General features: G+C 71.2%; 17 protein-coding genes. 12 read left to right on the top strand and 5 right to left on the bottom strand.

Annotated elements, in window-relative coordinates:
• Positions 1-5: 5 nt before the first annotated feature.
• The 7 genes from Raf01_RS02580 (at position 6) to Raf01_RS02550 (ending at position 5,290) form a co-directional block, all read left to right on the top strand.
• Complete coding sequence (locus Raf01_RS02580) at positions 6-812, top strand: alpha/beta fold hydrolase (RefSeq protein ID WP_373319448.1); 807 nt, start codon at positions 6-8, stop codon at positions 810-812.
• Positions 813-831: 19 nt separating this feature from the next.
• Positions 832-1,569, top strand: a complete 738-nt coding sequence (locus Raf01_RS02575; RefSeq protein ID WP_203916039.1) for an alanyl-tRNA editing protein — start codon at positions 832-834, stop codon at positions 1,567-1,569.
• 103 nt (positions 1,570-1,672) lie between these two features.
• A complete protein-coding gene (locus tag Raf01_RS02570; RefSeq protein WP_203916038.1) occupies positions 1,673-2,449 on the top strand; it encodes an EI24 domain-containing protein in 777 nt (258 codons plus the stop codon).
• A gap of 15 nt (positions 2,450-2,464) precedes the next feature.
• Positions 2,465-2,977 (top strand): O-acetyl-ADP-ribose deacetylase, encoded by a 513-nt coding sequence (locus Raf01_RS02565; RefSeq protein ID WP_203916037.1) that lies wholly within the window; start codon positions 2,465-2,467, stop codon positions 2,975-2,977.
• A 31-nt stretch (positions 2,978-3,008) separates the two neighbouring features.
• Complete coding sequence (locus tag Raf01_RS02560; protein ID WP_203916036.1) at positions 3,009-3,431, top strand: hypothetical protein; 423 nt, start codon at positions 3,009-3,011, stop codon at positions 3,429-3,431.
• A gap of 25 nt (positions 3,432-3,456) precedes the next feature.
• The gene (locus Raf01_RS02555; protein WP_239133305.1) at positions 3,457-4,455 is read left to right on the top strand and encodes a heavy metal-binding domain-containing protein; all 999 of its coding nucleotides are present in this window, start codon (positions 3,457-3,459) and stop codon (positions 4,453-4,455) included.
• A gap of 19 nt (positions 4,456-4,474) precedes the next feature.
• On the top strand, positions 4,475-5,290 hold the full coding sequence (locus tag Raf01_RS02550) for a heavy metal-binding domain-containing protein (RefSeq protein WP_203916035.1): 816 nt from the start codon (positions 4,475-4,477) through the stop codon (positions 5,288-5,290).
• 34 nt (positions 5,291-5,324) lie between these two features.
• Here the strand turns inward: Raf01_RS02550 and Raf01_RS02545 are convergent, their stop codons facing one another.
• The 3 genes from Raf01_RS02545 to Raf01_RS02535 all read right to left on the bottom strand — a co-directional run bounded on the left by Raf01_RS02545 (position 5,325) and on the right by Raf01_RS02535 (position 7,834).
• Positions 5,325-6,098 (bottom strand): maleylpyruvate isomerase family mycothiol-dependent enzyme, encoded by a 774-nt coding sequence (locus Raf01_RS02545; RefSeq protein WP_203916034.1) that lies wholly within the window; start codon positions 6,096-6,098, stop codon positions 5,325-5,327.
• 135 nt (positions 6,099-6,233) lie between these two features.
• Entirely contained in the window at positions 6,234-7,037 is an 804-nt protein-coding gene (locus Raf01_RS02540; protein WP_203916033.1) for a class I SAM-dependent methyltransferase, read from the bottom strand.
• Complete coding sequence (locus Raf01_RS02535; RefSeq protein WP_373319436.1) at positions 7,034-7,834, bottom strand: SDR family NAD(P)-dependent oxidoreductase; 801 nt, start codon at positions 7,832-7,834, stop codon at positions 7,034-7,036. Before Raf01_RS02535 ends, Raf01_RS02540 begins: the two co-directional genes overlap by 4 nt.
• A 236-nt stretch (positions 7,835-8,070) precedes the next feature.
• On the opposite strand from Raf01_RS02535, the gene mshA reads away from it, so the two are divergent.
• Positions 8,071-9,381, top strand: coding sequence for a D-inositol-3-phosphate glycosyltransferase (mshA, locus tag Raf01_RS02530; RefSeq protein ID WP_203916032.1), 1,311 nt, complete (start codon positions 8,071-8,073; stop codon positions 9,379-9,381).
• Positions 9,378-9,863, top strand: coding sequence for a type III secretion system chaperone family protein (locus tag Raf01_RS02525; RefSeq protein ID WP_203916031.1), 486 nt, complete (start codon positions 9,378-9,380; stop codon positions 9,861-9,863). Before mshA ends, Raf01_RS02525 begins: the two co-directional genes overlap by 4 nt.
• Positions 9,864-10,601: 738 nt before the next feature.
• On the opposite strand, the gene Raf01_RS02520 is transcribed toward Raf01_RS02525, so the two are convergent.
• Complete coding sequence (locus tag Raf01_RS02520) at positions 10,602-11,945, bottom strand: MFS transporter (RefSeq protein ID WP_203916030.1); 1,344 nt, start codon at positions 11,943-11,945, stop codon at positions 10,602-10,604.
• A gap of 146 nt (positions 11,946-12,091) precedes the next feature.
• On the opposite strand from Raf01_RS02520, the gene Raf01_RS02515 reads away from it, so the two are divergent.
• Positions 12,092-12,853: a phosphoglyceromutase gene (locus tag Raf01_RS02515; protein ID WP_203916029.1), complete on the top strand. Its 762-nt coding sequence runs from the start codon at positions 12,092-12,094 to the stop codon at positions 12,851-12,853.
• A 73-nt stretch (positions 12,854-12,926) separates the two neighbouring features.
• On the opposite strand, the gene phoU is transcribed toward Raf01_RS02515, so the two are convergent.
• Positions 12,927-13,574, bottom strand: a complete 648-nt coding sequence (gene phoU / locus Raf01_RS02510; protein WP_203916028.1) for a phosphate signaling complex protein PhoU — start codon at positions 13,572-13,574, stop codon at positions 12,927-12,929.
• Between the two features lie 300 nt (positions 13,575-13,874).
• Between phoU and Raf01_RS02505 the strand changes: the two genes are divergently transcribed.
• Positions 13,875-15,095 (top strand): sensor histidine kinase, encoded by a 1,221-nt coding sequence (locus Raf01_RS02505; protein ID WP_203916150.1) that lies wholly within the window; start codon positions 13,875-13,877, stop codon positions 15,093-15,095.
• Between the two features lie 31 nt (positions 15,096-15,126).
• Entirely contained in the window at positions 15,127-15,810 is a 684-nt protein-coding gene (locus tag Raf01_RS02500; RefSeq protein WP_203916027.1) for a response regulator, read from the top strand.
• Positions 15,811-15,990 lie beyond the last annotated feature (180 nt).

Below are 15,990 nucleotides of genomic sequence, written 5' to 3'. Positions count from 1 at the left end.
CCGCGCTGCTGCCATCGCCCCCGACCGAGCTGCTGGGCGCGCCCCACGGCGTCGAGCTGGAATATCTGGCCACCGGTACCGGTCGCCCGGTGACCGTGTTCGCCCACGGGCTCGGTGGCGGCATCGCCGATACCCGCCCGCTGGGCAGTGGAGTCCCCGGCTCCAAGATCTTCATACAGCTCCGCGGTCACGGGCGCTCGGCCGCGCCGCCGGGCGAGTGGAGCTACGCCGACCTGGCGGCCGACCTCGCCGCGGTCGCCGACTTCCACCGTGCGGACCAGGCGCTGGGCATCAGCCTCGGCGCGGGCGCCCTGTGCCGGCTGCTGGTGGACCGTCCCGACCGGTTCCGGCGACTGGTCTTCTTCCTGCCCGCCGTACTGGACACGCCCCGGACCGGGCCGTCCCACGCCCGGCTGACCGCCCTGCTGGACGCGATCGGCTCCGGCGACCGGGACCGGCTCGCCGAGGTGATCTTCCTTGAGGTACCGGCCGCCCTCCGGGCCACCGTGGCGGCGCGGGCGTTCGTCCGGGAACGGGCCGATCGGCTGCTCCGCGACGGCCTCGGCGCCGGTCTCGCCGGGCTCACCGGCCGGGTCGCGGTACCCGACGCGACGGCCCTGGCCGCGGTGACCGCCCCGGCGCTGGTGATCGCGGCCGCCGGGGACGAGCTGCACCCGGTACCGGTGGCTGAACGGCTTGCCAGCCTCCTGCCGCACGCCCAGTTGCACGTCTACGACCAGCCCGGAGTGCTGTGGACCGCCCGGGCCGACCTGAGAGAACGCATCAGCGCCTTCCTCGGCGCTCCCGACTGAGCGGGTAGGGTCGCGGGTTATGGGTGTCACGCAGCATGGCCGCACGCACCGGCTCGACCTGGCCGATCCGAGCCTGCGCGAGTGGGAGTGCACGGTCCTGTCGTCCGACGCGCAGGACGGCATCGTGCTGGACCGGTCGGCGTTCTACCCCGGGGGCGGTGGCCAACCGCCAGACCACGGGGTACTGCTCTGGCAGGGGGTACAGACCCGGATCGTCGGCACCCGGAAGGGCGACGACCTGTACCTGCTGCCGGCCGAGGGCGATCCGCTTCCGCCGCCGGGCACCGCGGTCACCGGAGCCGTCGAGGACGACCGGCGCAGCATGCTCATGCGTACCCACTCCGGCCTGCACGTGCTGTGCGGCGTGGTGTTCCGCGACTTCGGGGCGCTGGTCACCGGCGGCAACATGGAGCCCGGCGAGGCCCGGATGGACTTCAACCTGCCCGAGGTGCCGGCCGACTTCAAGGCACGGCTGGAGGAGCTGGTCAACGCGGAGGTGACCGCGGACCGCCGGGTGGTCACCCGGGTGCTGTCCCGGGACGAGGCGCTGGCACTGCCGGACATCATCCGTACCCAGTCCAACCTGATCCCGGCCGATGAGCAGGAGATCCGGATCGTCGACATCACCGGGCTGGACGTGCAGGCCGACGGCGGCACGCACGTCGCGTCCACCAGCCAGATCGGCAAGGTGTCGGTGGTCAAGGTGGAGAGCAAGGGCCGGGCCAACCGGCGGGTACGGGTGCGCGTCTCGGACTGACGGTGGTCGTCACTGAGCGACGGGGGGCTGCTCGCCTCCGCCGCAACCCGGCTCCGGCTGCGCTCCCCGGGCGGGATCCGACCTTCACCGCTAGGCTCCCGGCGTGGACAACCGAGTGGCGCGCGCGGGCCGGCCGATCCAGGAGTTCCTGACCGGCGTGGGGCTGCTCTTCCGGGGGCTCGGGACCTATGCCCGCAACCCCGGACTGGTCATCCTCGGCATGCTGCCGGCGCTGATCGCGTTCGCCCTGCTGGTCGGCGTGTTCATCGTGTTGCTCGTGTTCCTCGGCCCCGAGTCGCGTGCGGTGACCTGGTTCGCCGACGACTGGTCCGCCGGCGCCCGGGACACCGTCCGGGTGCTCGCGGACATCGCGATCATCGGGGTGTTCCTCCTCCTGGCGTTCGTCGCGTTCACCGGGCTCACGCTGGCCATCGGCGATCCGTTCTACGAGAAGATCTCCGAGCGGATCGAGGACGGCCTGGGAGGCGTACCGGACGCGGTCGAGCTGCCCTGGTGGCGGGAGATCGTCCGGGGTCTCGGCGAATCCATCCGGCTGCTGGTCTTCTCCGCGGTGATCGGTGTGCTGCTGTTCGTCGCCGGGTTCCTGCCGGCGGTCGGGCAGACCGTGGTACCGGTGATCGGCGCGCTCGTCGGCGGCTGGGCGCTGGCCCTGGAGCTGACCGGGGTGGCGTTCGCCCGGCGGGGGATCCGGCTGCGCGGGCGCCGCCAGGTGCTGCGCCAGCACCGGTTCCTGGCGCTCGGCTTCGGCGTGGCGGTCTTCGCGTGTTTCCTGATCCCGCTCGGCGCGATCCTGGTGATGCCGGCGGCCGTGGTCGGCGCCACCCTGATGACCCGCCGGATGTACGGCCTGCCGCACTAGGCACATGATTCTCCGATGACGCTCGAACTGGTCCAGGGGGACATCACCGCGCAGCCGGTGGACGCCATCGTGAACGCCGCGAACTCCTCCCTGCTGGGTGGTGGCGGGGTCGACGGCGCGATCCACCGGCGTGGTGGCCCGGAGATCCTGGCCGAGTGCAGGGCGTTGCGTGCCTCCCGGTACGGCCGCGGGCTGCCCACCGGACAGGCCGTCGCGACCACGGCCGGCGACCTCCCGGCCCGTTGGGTGATCCACACCGTCGGCCCGGTCTACACCGGTCAGGACGACCGGTCGGGCCTGCTCCGGGACTGCTACACCAACTCCCTGGCGGTGGCGCACGAGGTGGGCGCGGCCTCGGTCGCGTTTCCGTTGATCTCCGCGGGTACCTACGGGTGGCCGGTCGACGACGCGGTCCGCCAGGCGCTCACCGCGATCGAGGCGGCCACTGCCCGCCCGGAGGAGGTCCGACTCGTGCTGTTCGGGGCGGACGTTCTCGCGGTCGCCCGGGAGGTGGCCGCCGAGCGCTAGCCTGGAGCGGGGTGACGCGATGGAGGGGCGTATGACGCAGGGCACACCGCAGTCGAATCTTGATCTCGAACTGCTCGCCGCCCAGTTGCGCCGGCACACAGATGATCTCTCGCTGTACTCCGGGATGCTGCTCAACGTGCTGTCCGCGACGCTGCCGCCGGACCTCGTCCAGGTGCGCCGCGAGGGCAAGTGGAAGGCGCGGCTGGCCGGGCGTCGGGAGCCCGCGGTGCTGAGCATCGCGGTCACGGTCGGCGACCAGCGGTACGAGCTGGACCGCGAGGATGTCGGGGCGCGCGCCGCGACCCGGGTCTGCCACGAGTCGGGTGGTGTGGTGCTGTCCACGAAACAGGTCTCCGCCGAGGAGTGGGCGCGCAGGTTGGCCGCCGCGCTGGCCGAGGTCGCGGGTACGAACGCCGCGGCGGTGGCCGCGCTCCAGAAACTCACCGCGCCGTGACCGGCCGGCACCGGGATGGCCACCGGTGACCGTCGACCCGGCCGGCCAGACCTGGACCGCGGAGGAGATCGCGGAAGGCAGCGCGGTGGAGATCACCGCCGGCCGCCTGCCGTTGCGTGCCCAGTGGCGCATCGCCGAGCAGCGTGAACGGCGGGACCGGGGCGAGCCGGGCAGCTTCACCTCCGCACTGAGCGTCGAGGAGTTCGCCGCCATCCGCTCGGTCGGCTTCTCGCCCGTCGGGCAGGTGCTCGGCAGCGCGGTTTACAACGTCGGCTGGTCGTACACCGGCTGCGGGTACTACTACGGCCGAGGCATCGGCCTGGGCGGCGGCGTACGCGGCGGCATGGCGGGCGGGGGCTTCGCCGGGGGCGGCATCGCCGGCGGGGGCACGTTCGGCGGCGGGTGGACGATGGCTCCGGTGGTTCCGGTGCCGGCCACCCAGCAGCTGCTCAGTCAGGCCCGGCACCGGGCGGTCGAACGGATGCGCCAGGAGTGCTCGGGGCTCGGCGGCGACGGCGTGGTCGGGGTACGCCTGACCGTGCAGTCGTTCTACGGCAACGGCCTGGAGTTCATCGCCATCGGCACGGCGGTCCGGGCCGACGGGGCCAAGCGCCCGCGCAAGCCGTTCACCTCCGACCTGACCGGGCAGGACTTCGCCAAGCTGATCCGCGCCGGGTGGGCACCGGTGGCCCTGGTCCAGGGCGTCGGCTCGATGATCCGGCACGACGACTGGAGCATGATGAGCCAGCGGACGTCCTGGTACAACCAGGAGCTGGCCGGGTCGACCCAGCTGGTCCAGGCCGCCCGGGACTCCGCCCGCAAGTCGCTGGCCAGCGACGCGAAGCAGGTCGGCGGGCAGACGGTCCTGCTGCGGGACATGATGATGCAGGTGTCCGAGCAGCGCTGCAGCGGTGGCGGCGAGGGCGAGGACCACGTCGCGAACACGTTCATCTGGGGCACCGCCGTGGTGCCGTTTGAAACGACCGCCTCCCTTGAGGCGCCGCTACCGATGATGCGCCTGTGAGGGCTTGAATGGAGCTTCGATGAGCGTCGACCCGAGCCAGCTCGGCCTGCCGCAGGACGCGATGAACCGGCTCGCCGAGCTGCAGCCGGACAAGAAGGGCCACATCTTCACGTCCGACCTGACGGTGAACGAGTTCCTTCTGGTCAAGCAGGCCGGTTTCACCCCGCTCGGGCTGGTGCTGGGCACCTCGGTGTACCACGTCGGCTTCCAGGTCGGCCGGTGGAGCAAAAACCAGGAACTGGATGTGCTCTCCCAAGCCATGTACCACGCCCGGGAGTTGGCCATGACCCGCATGCAGGCGGAGGCTGACCTGCTCGGCGCCGACGGGATCGTCGGGGTGCGGCTGGAGGTGGAGTTCAAGGAGTGGGGCTCGGACGCGGCGGAGTTCCTCGCGGTCGGCACCGCGGTCAAGGCGGACGACGGCCAGAGCTGGCGCAACGACCACGGCCAACCGTTCACGTCGGACCTGTCCGGGCAGGACTTCTGGACGCTGCTCCAGGCCGGTTACGCGCCGCTGGGCATGGTGATGGGCGTCTGCGTGTACCACGTGGCTCACCGCACGTTCGGCAACATCCTGTCCAACCTCGGCCAGAACACCGAGCTGCCGCAGTTCACCCAGGCCCTCTACGACGCCCGGGAACTGGCCATGGCGCGGATGCAGAAGGAGGCCGAGGCACTGTCCGCGGAGGGCATCGTCGGCGTACAGCTCGATCAGCGCAACCACTCGTGGGGTTCGCACACCACGGAGTTCTTCGCGATCGGCACCGCGGTCCGGCCCATCCGGCCGGATCACGAGATCGCCCGCCCGCAGCTGGTCCTGAGCCTGGATCGGTAGCCGCCGCCGGCTCCGGGCTGCGCTCAGGCGGAGCTCAGGCGCAACCGGTGCGCAGCGCCTCCAGCAGCCGCACGTCGCCGCTGAGTTCCAGCAGGTCGTAGCCGACCCGGCCGTACAGCGCGAGCATCAGGTCGCTGGCGGTGCCCCGCGCCATCGCCCGCTCGTGGTGCTCGTCCGTGTCCAGCAGGGTGTCGGTGTCCAGCAGCGCCACGCCGCCGTCGGCGCGCAACCGCACCAGCCACTCCCGCTCCACGTCGGTGGCGCACAGCCCGACGATGCCGACCAGGTCCGTCGGGCCGCGCCGGCGCCCGGCCGGCAGCCAGGAGTCCAGCACCTCCTCGACACCGTCGGCGGCGAACTTCGGGTCGATCGGTTCCGCGTTGATCGTGGCGAACTGCGCGTCCCAGCGGTGGATGATCGTCTCGTGCGCCATCCGCCGGTGCCAGAACGCCACCGTCTTGGACTGTGGAGCCCAGTTCCAGGCCGGCAGCTCGGGGTCGAGCGAGTCGAGCAGTGCGACCAGCTTCTGGTACTGATCGTCCCACCAGGTGAGCAGGTCGACACCCGACGGCGGCGCGAACCGGTCCGGCGCCGTGTCCTCGGGCCGGCTGGTCACGCCCCGGCCGACGTGTTCTGCGACGAAGCCGTAGACCTCACCGAGGTGGCCGATCAGATCAGCCACGCTCCAGCCGGGGCAGGACGGCACCGGCGCGTCGAGCGCCGCGTCCGCGACGGCCTCCCGGAACGCCGGACCCTCGGTGCGCAGCGCCGCGAGGCTGAATTCCTTCTTGTCCACGTTCGCGCTCATCCCCGTCCATGTCTGTGTCATCGGCGACGCGATCGGCTCCGCCCCCAGCCCCGGCCGCCGAAGTCGCACCTACTGTAGAACCTCGATCTGTCCGTTGCATGTCGGCGGCGGTCTTGGCGCCCGCGTGGCGCGTGTCTACCGGTCGATGGGCTCCGGCCAGTCGATGGTCACCTCGCCGAGGCGCCAGCGCCGGACCCCGTCCCGTACCGGCCAGCCGGCATCCCGCGTCGCTGACACCGCCCGGATCCACCGCTGCCGGTACCCGAACGCGGACAGCGGCGCCGCGTCGCGCCACGCCTCGTCCAGCGCGGTCAGGTACGCGTGTACCCAGTGCCCCGGCACATTCCGATGGATCAGCGCCTTGGGCAACCGTTGGGCGACCTCGATCGGACTATCCAATGTGGACAGCCGGATGGACAGCGTCAGGGATCGCGGCCCGGAGTCGTCCAGCAGGATCCACGACGCCAGCCGGCCCAGTTCGTCGCAGGTACCGTCGATGACGTACCCGCCCGGCGCGAGCGAGGCGCACATCGTCGACCAGGCGGCCGGTACTTCCGACTCCGGGTACTGGCGCAGCACGTTCATCGCCCGAACCAGCACCGGGCGCAGGCCGGCCAACTCGAACCCGCCGAGCGCGAAGGTCAGGCCGGGCGGGTCGACGTACGGCGACGCCTCCGCCACCCGTGCCCGGTCTATCTCCAGCCCCACCACCCGGGCCGCCGGGCGCACCCGGGCCAGCCGGGACCGCAGTTCCACGGTGGTGACCGGCCAGGACCCGTACCCGAGGTCGACCACGAGCGGATCGTCCGGCAGCCGCTGACCGAGCACCGCGCAGATCCAGCCGTCCACCCGGCGCAGCCGGTTGGGATTCGTGGTGCCCCGGGTCACCGAGCCCACCGGGGCCGGCCGGTCGGGGCGGTGACCCGTCCGCGGGCTCACAGCACCCGGTGCACCTTGTGCTGCGCGGCCTGGGCCAGCGGTCGCACGATCATCCGGTCGATGTTCACGTGGTGCGGGCGCGTCGCGCACCACGCGATGCAGTCCGCGATGTCCTCGGCCACCAGCGGGTTGGCCACGCCGGCGTATACCGCCGCGGCCCGCTGTTCGTCGCCGTCGAACCGCTTGAGCGAGAACTCGTCCGTGCGCACCATGCCCGGGTCGATCTCGACCACCCGGATCGGGCGGCCGGACAGCTCCAGGCGCAGGGTCTCGGCCAGGGCGGCCTGAGCGTGCTTGGCCGCCGCGTAGCCCGCCCCGCCCTCGTACACGATGAGCCCGGCGGTCGAGCCGAGCACGACGACCGTGCCGGCACCGGACGCGTCCAGCGCGGGCAGCAGCGCCTGGGTGACCCGCAGCGTACCGGCGACGTTCACGTCGTACATCCACTGCCAGTCCTCGACGCTGGCGGACTCGATCGGGTCCAGGCCCAGCGCGCCGCCGGCGTTGTTGACCAGGAGGGTCACGTCCCCGTCGAGTTCGGCGACGGCGGCGGCGAGCGCCGCCACGTCGTCGGCCGAGGTGACGTCGGCCGGCACCGCGGTCGCCTGACCACCGCCGGCCCGGATCTCCTGGACCAGGGCGGCCAGCCGGTCGGCGCGCCGGGCCGCGACCACCACGTGGAACCGCTCGGTGGCCAGCCGGCGCGCGGTCGCGGCGCCGATCCCGCTGGACGCTCCGGTGATCACCGCGATCGGCCGCACGTCGGTTTCCGCCCGTACCGGTGAGTGAGCTGGCATGGTCGACCGTCCTCCTTGGCGGGAATGCGCGTCGCGGCGCGATCCTGAAATCCTGCCACCCGCGTCCGGGCGCCGGGCAGGGTGGCGGCCGGCCGGTGCGAGTTTGCTCACCCCGATGGCGTTTCGGGAATGCGAAGCGGGAAGATGCGAGGCGGTCTGGCGGTTGACAGCGTTGGATAAGGGCACAACCGATCAGGACCGACGACGGGTACCGACGACGCGGTAGGAGGGCACACGTGGCCCGAGTGAGCACACTGGCGGCAGTACGGCTGCCGCGTCGGGTCGCCACTCTTTCGGTACACACCTCTCCCTTGGAGCAGGCGGGTACCGGCGACGCGGGTGGGATGAACGTCTACATCGTCGAGGTCGCCAAACGTCTCGCCCAGGCCGGCGTCGAGGTCGAGATCTTCACCCGGGCCACCCGTTCCGGGCTGCCCGCGACGGTGGAAATGGCTCCCGGTGTCCTGGTCCGGCACGTCGTCGCCGGCCCGTTCGAGGGGCTCGCCAAAGAGGAGCTGCCGGCCCAGCTGTGCGCCTTCACCAACGGTGTGCTGCGCGCCGAGGCGGCCCGCTCGCCCGGCTGGTACGACCTGGTGCACTCGCACTACTGGCTGTCCGGTCAGGTCGGCTGGCTGGCGAAGGATCGCTGGGGGGTACCGCTGGTACATACCGCGCACACCCTGGCGAAAGTGAAGAACCGCCAGTTGGCGGACGGCGACCGGCCCGAACCCAAGGCCCGGGTGATCGGCGAGGAGCAGGTGATCGCCGAAGCCGACCGGCTGGTGGCCAACACGCCGAGTGAGGCGCGCGAGCTGATCGACCTCTACGGCGCCCCGGAGGACCGGGTCACCGTGGTCGAGCCGGGCGTGGATCTGGACCGGTTCGCGCCGGCCTCGGTGGGGCGCGAGGACGCGGCTCGGTCCGCCGCCCGGCGCCGGCTGGGGCTTCCGACCCGGGGGCACGTGATCGCCTTCGTCGGGCGCATCCAGCCGCTCAAGGCACCCGACATCCTGCTCCGCGCCGCGGCCGACCTGCCGCCGGACCTGCGTGACCAGGTGACGCTCGCGATCGTCGGCGGCAACAGCGGCAGTGGCCTGGACCTCGCCGGCCTGGCCGCCGAGCTGGGCGTGGCCGGCGTGGTGCGGTTCCTCCCGCCGCAGGACAGGCAGGCGCTGCCCGACGTGTACCGGGCCGCCGACCTCGTCGCGGTACCCAGCTACAACGAGTCCTTCGGGCTGGTCGCGCTGGAGGCGCAGGCGTGTGGGACGCCGGTCGTGGCGGCAGCCGTGGGTGGGCTGCGCACGGCGGTGCGCGATGGTCGCTCCGGGGTGCTCGTCGATGGCCACGACCCGGTGGAGTGGGCCCGGGTCATGTCCCGGCTGCTGCGCAAGCCCAACCTGCGCGCGCTGCTGGCCAAGGGCGCCATCGAGCATGCTCGCCAGTTCTCCTGGAACCACACCGCTGCCAGCCTGCTGGCGGTGTACCGGGACGCGGTGACCGGGTACCGGTCGCAGGGCTTCGGCTTCGAACTGGCGACGGCGCGATGAACGAGGTCGCCACGCTCATCGAGTCCACATTGGACGAACGGGAACTCGCCTGGGAGCGGACCGGCGACGGCCGGTACGCGGTGACCCTGCCCGGTACCCACAAGCTCAAGACGGTCTGCAACCTCATGGTCGGCGACCACGCGCTGGCCATCGAGGCGTTCGTGATGCGCCAGCCGGACGAGCGCCGGGAAGAGTTGTGGGCCTGGCTGTTGCAGCGCAACGCGCGGCTCTACGGCGTGGCGTTCGCCATCGACAAGGCCGGCGACGTCTACCTCACCGGCCGGGTGCCGCTGCACGCGGTCACCGCCGACGAACTGGACCGGCTGCTCGGCTCGGTGCTCACCTACGCCGACGAGAGCTTCGACACGATGCTGGAAATCGGCTTCGGTGCGGCCATCCGGCGGGAATGGGCCTGGCGGGTCAAGCGCGGCGAGCCGCTGGACAATCTGCGTGCGTTCGAGCACCTGGTCAATCCGTCCTGAGTGGACGCACACTGGTTCGACGGCCGGGTCCGAATGACCACATTGGACAGTGGCCCCGGGTGAGCGATGCGCGCTGTGGAGTCTGAGCGCGGCCGGACCGCCGAACGTTGCCCGAAGTGCTTGTGCCGCAACGGTTCCATCAACTTAAACGCGTCGGGACCGTGATCGAGGCGACAACGCAAACGACTTGCCCGGTCCTTACCGCGCCCCGTACGTTAACGCAAGACGCGCTGCTGGCCAGTCGTTCGAGGGGGTCGAAACGGCGGCCCGAAAGGCAGCCCGTCGGGTGGCGCTCGTTGGGGGACGTAGGTCGCCACCGGAACCAGAAAGGGTTCGTCGGCATCCCGAAGGATTGCGACGAACCCTTTTGGTGTCCCGTGCGGCAGGCGCGGCGGACGCGGCTCAGGGGCCGCGCCGCCCGCCCGCCGTACCGAACTCGACGTCAGTGGGATTGTGGATTCGGGGAATCGGTCGGCTGGGCCTGACTCGTGCGGACGAGTGGCAGGTCGCTCGCTGTGTTCTCATTCAGGATGGTGCGCAGATCCGGTACGTGTGCGACGCCTACGACGTGTTGCCCATCGGTTGATGCCGGGCCGGATACCGGCCCTGGCCAGTTGTCCCTCTCCATAGACAAGCGACCATACGGGAAGATCGGTCGTCGCGCGCGTTTCAGATCCGGCGTTTCCGGTCTTTGTCCCGACAGCCCCGCTCGCTGCGTTACGACAGCTCAGCGCTGTGTCACGACAGCTCGGCAATCAGTTCGACGTCCCTGGTCGCCGGGCCGGTTACCGGTCGCCGAGCGATGCGGCGCTCCCGGGCCGGGGAGGCGATCAGGTGCCCGACGCAGGCGACCAGCCCCACCAGACCGCACAGCACCCAGTGCCAGGAGCCCAGGTACTGCCAACTGAGCCCGCCGAGGGCCGGCGCGATGAAGCTCGCCAGCGAGAAGGTCAGGTAGAACACCGCCTGGTACCGGGCCCGGACGGTGGGCGGCGCGAGGTCGGACATGATGGTGGCGTTGGCGGGTGCGGCCAGCATGGCGCCGGCAGTCCAGACGGTCGCGCAGGCCAGGTAGAAGCCCAGCGAGCCGGCGAACGCGAGGGCGCCGTACCCGGCGGCGGCCAGGCCCAGCGCCAGCGCCAGTACCGAGCCGTTGAGCATGCGCCGGATCAGCCACGGTACGAACAGCTGCCCGGCCACGATGAGCAGCCCGGTCAGCGACATCAGCAGCCCGTACCCGGACGGGGTGACGCGGTCCGCGGTCATCGACAGCGGCAGGATCGAGGTGTTCTGCGCGCTCAGTACGGCCTGGAGCAGAGCCAGCCCGACGAACGTCATGAAGATGCGGTCGGTCAGCGCCACCCGCAGTCCGGCCCGGGCCGATGACGGGCCGCCGGTCGCTCCGGTGCTGGCCGGCGCCGTGCCGGTCACTCCGGTGCTGGCCGGCTCGGCTCCGGCGGGCCCGCCTCCGGCCAACTCGACCGCCGGCCTGGATCGCTTGTGCGGCACGCTCTCCGGCACCCAGAGCAGGATCAGCAACGCGGTGACCAGCGTGGTCGCCGCGTCCGACACGAACAGCAGCGTGAAGCTCAACCGGGCCACCGCGCCGGCGATCAGCCCGGCCGCCGCCACGCCGAGGTTGAACGCCCAGAACTGCAGATTGAACGCGCGCGGCCGGGCGGCCTCGGGGGTGATGTCGACAATCGCCGCGACGAAGGCGGGCCCGGGCATGCCCTGCGAGGCGCCGACGAGCACGACGCAGGCCGCGATCACCGGGAGGCTGTGCGCGCTGGCGAGCACGAGAAGCAGGCCGGAGGCGCCGAAATGTGCCAGCAGGAGGGTGCGACGCCGGCCCCAGCGGTCGGCCAGCACCCCGCCGAGCAGAGTGCCCGCCGCGGCCCCGATGCCCGACCCGCCGACGATCGTGCCGGCCAGTCCGGGCGTCAGCTGCCGGGGACCGGTCAGGTACAGCGACAGGAACAGCGTCGCGAACCCGCCGGCCTTGTTGACCAGGATGCCCGACCAGATGACCCAGTAGGTCGCCGAGAGCCCACCCGCGGTTGCCCGGAACCAGGCGCGCACGGCACCTCCTGTAAGTCTTATTTACAGATCATTCAATCAGGACCGTTCGGCGGGTCGCCCGAACATGTCTTCCACGTCACGCTTTCCGGGCGCTTCTTCCCGCTCGCACCCGGCCGGCTGACCTGCGTTCAGACTGGTCGGGCAGGATGGGCGGCATGACTGTGGGCACCCTCGTGCTGCTCCGCCATGGCGAGAGCGAATGGAATGCGAAGAACCTGTTCACCGGTTGGGTCGACGTGGACCTGTCGGCGCAGGGCGAGGAGGAAGCGCGCCGCGGCGGTGAGCTGCTGCGCGAGAACGACCTGCTGCCGGACGTCGTGCACACCTCGGTGCTGCGCCGGGCGATCCGGACCGCGGAGATCACACTGCACACCACGGACCGTCACTGGATCCCGGTGCGTCGCAGCTGGCGGCTCAACGAGCGGCACTACGGCGCCCTGCAGGGCAAGAACAAGAAGCAGACCCTGGAGGCGTACGGCGAGGAGCAGTTCATGCTGTGGCGCCGCTCGTACGACACCCCGCCGCCGCCGATCGAGGCGGACGACGAGTTCTCTCAGGTCGACGACCCGCGCTACAGCACGCTGCCGGTCGACGCCCGGCCGCGTACCGAGTGCCTGAAAGACGTGCTGGCCCGGGCGCTGCCGTACTGGTACGACGCGATCGTGCCGGACCTGATGGCCGGCCGTACCGTGCTGGTGGCGGCGCACGGCAACTCGCTGCGGGCACTGGTCAAGCACCTGGATCAGATCTCTGATGAGGCGATCGCCAAGCTGAACATCCCCACCGGGATTCCGCTGCGCTACGACCTCGACCCGGCGACCCTGCGCCCGACCGTGACCGGTGGGCGTTACCTCGACCCGGAAGCGGCCGCGGAAGCCGCCGCCGCGGTGGCCAACCAGGGCCGGTGAGCCGAACGCCCGGGCACCCAGCGACGGAGCTGGGTGCCCGGGCGGGAAGATCGGTGTCCCGGGGCGGAAGCGGTCAGGCTGCCGGTGCCTCGCCGGTAACCAGGTAGACGATCTGATCGCCGGCGTTGACCGCGTGGTCGGCGAACCGCTCGTACCAGCGGCCGAGCAGCGCGCCGTCGATCGCCGCCTCGACCCCGTGCCGCCACGCGGTGCCCAGCAGCAGCCCGAACAGCTGCTTGTTCAGCTCGTCCATCTCGTCGTCGTCACTCTCCAGCTCGGCGGCGCGCTGCGCGTCCGAGGTTTCGAGGATCTCGGTGATCTTGCCGGCGATCCGGTCAGCGACCGCCGCCATGTCCCTGACCACCGGTACCAGCTCGTCCGGTACCGCGCGGGCGGGTACCCGCCGGAGGCAGGTCTTGGCGACGTGATCGGCGAGGTCGCCCATCCGCTCCAGGTCGGCGGCCACGTGGATCGCGCTGATCAGCAGGCGCAGGTCTGAGGCGACGGGCGCCTGCCGGGCGAGCAGGTCGTAGACCTTGTCCTCGACCTGGCGGTAGTACGCGTTGATCTCGGCGTCGCCGTGGACGACCTCCTCGGCCCCGGTCTGGTCGGCAGCCAGCAGCGCGGCAGTCGCCTCACGCATCGCTGCCCGGACGCCCTCGGCCATCGCGACCAGGGTCTGCCCCACGCTGGCCAGGTCTGCTCGGAATTCCTCGCGCATTTCGCTCCAGTCTGATCACGGGCTGGCAGTCGGCCAGACCGGTCAAGCGGCGTAACTTACGGTCTGGCGTTCTGTCCAGGCCGGTCACGCGGTGCTCTCGCCGTCGGCGCCCCGGTGTGGGCCTGAGCAGCAGGTTTACTCGCGTTCGGCGGTGACGGTAGGTCCACGGTGCGTCGCAGCGGTGAACTCCGGTGAACGGTACGGGGACGAGTGGTGAATTCTATATCTTCGCTGTCCTATTTGTCCGTTGCTGCGAAATCGTTAGGTTAACAGCGAGCCTACGATCACTGTGTGGAGTGGATGCGCCGTCGCGGCGCCAAGGACGGCGGCGGGCCGGTCCAGCGGCATCCGGTTCCAGACGCGGAGGACTCGGTGGAAAAAGAGCCCGCCCGAGGCGTGTCGGCCAAGGGACTCGGCAGGCGCAGCCTGGACGCGTTGCGAGTCGGCGTGCTGGTGCTGGACGAAGAGGACAGACCCGTGCTGGCGAACCCGGCGGCACGGGAACTCGGCCTGCTGCGCGCCGGTACCGTGGCCGGGGGGACCCCGGTCGCGCACACCGTCGTGCGTACCCTGGCCGGCCAGGCCCGGCGCACCGGTACCCGGCGCGAGGTCGAACTCGACCTGCCGAGGGGCAACGGCCGGGACCCGCTCGGAGTGCATATCCGGGCGGTTGCGCTGGGTGACGGTCACGTCACGGTCGAGGCGGCCGACGTCACCGAGGCGCACCGGGTCGCCCGGGTGCGCCGGGACTTCGTCGCCAACGTGAGCCACGAGCTGAAGACCCCGGTCGGGGCGCTACAGCTGCTGGCCGAGGCTTTGCTGGACGCGCTGGATACGGATGGCGCGACGCCGCCGGACCCCGAGGCGGCGCGCCGCTTCGCCGAGCGCATCCAGCACGAATCGACCCGGATGGGACGTCTGGTCACCGAACTGCTGGAACTGTCCCGCCTCCAGGGCGGCGAGCCGCTGCCCGAGCCGGCGCCGGTGCCGGTCGACCGCATCGTCGCGGAAGTGATCGACCGGACCCGTACCCCCGCCTCGGCGAAGGGCATCGAGGTCAACTTCTCCGGTACCCGCGGACTGACCGTGTACGGCAGCGAGAGCCAGCTGATGACCGCGGTGGCCAACCTCGCCGAGAACGCGGTGGTGTACTCGCCGGACGGCGTGGGCGGCGAACCGCCGCTGCAGGTGATGATCACTGCCGGCGTGAACGGCGAGTTCGTCGAGATCGCGGTGACCGATCAGGGCATCGGCATCGAGCCGAAGGACCTCGACCGGATCTTCGAGCGTTTCTACCGGGCGGACAAGGCGCGCTCCCGGGCGACCGGCGGCACCGGCCTCGGCCTGGCGATCGTCAAGCACATCGCCACCAACCATGGTGGCCAGGTCGACGTGGTCAGTACGGTCGGCGAGGGTTCGACGTTCATCCTGCGGCTGCCCGCCCGTCCACCGGATGCCGCTCTACCGCTACCGCCGTCGGTTGTGATCGCGGCGGGATACTCCGCCGCGGAGTTGCAGTGAAAGGCTGAGTTCCAGTGAAAGGAAGCGCTTAGTGGCCCGCGTGCTGGTCGTCGAGGACGAAGAGTCGTTCTCGGACGCATTGTCATACATGCTGCGCAAGGAGGGCTTCGAGGTCTCCGTCGCGGCCACGGGTACTCAGGCGCTGACCGAATTCGACCGGACCGGCGCGGACATCGTCCTGCTGGACCTCATGCTGCCGGAGATGTCCGGGACCGAGGTGTGCCGGCAGCTGCGCTCCCGTTCGAACGTGCCGATCATCATGGTCACCGCGCGCGACTCGGAGATCGACAAGGTGGTCGGGCTGGAGATCGGCGCCGACGACTACGTGACGAAGCCGTACTCGCCGCGGGAACTGGTCGCCCGGGTTCGCGCGGTACTGCGCCGGCAGTCCGGTGAGGCCGTCGAGGTGACCGCGCCCACGCTGGCCGCCGGTCCGGTGCGGATGGACGTCGAGCGGCACGTGGTGACCGTCTCCGGCGACGCGGTGCCGTTGCCGCTCAAGGAGTTCGAGCTCCTGGAGATGCTGCTGCGCAACGCCGGCCGGGTACTGACTCGGGGACAGCTGATCGACCGGGTCTGGGGCGCCGACTACGTGGGCGACACCAAGACCCTGGACGTTCATGTGAAGCGGCTGCGTTCCAAGATCGAGCCGGAGCCGTCGACGCCGCGCCACATCGTCACGGTCCGCGGCCTCGGCTACAAGTTCGAGCCGTAGGCCGACCGGTCAGTCAGGCCGGGCGGTCAGTCAGCCAGGCCGACGGTGAGGCCGGGCGGTCAGGCTGGGCGGTCTGGCCGGGCGGTCTGGCCGGGCTCAGGCGCCACGGCCGAGCCCGGCGGAGGCCACCCTGGTTCCGGGTGGCTCTCCGTCCTTCGGGAACGGCCCGTCGTGCGGGCC

Source organism: Rugosimonospora africana, from assembly GCF_016862975.1.
In the GTDB taxonomy this organism is placed as follows: domain Bacteria; phylum Actinomycetota; class Actinomycetes; order Mycobacteriales; family Micromonosporaceae; genus Rugosimonospora; species Rugosimonospora africana.
Note: the sequence above shows the minus strand (reverse complement) of the source record. Positions and strands in the feature narration are given on the sequence as shown.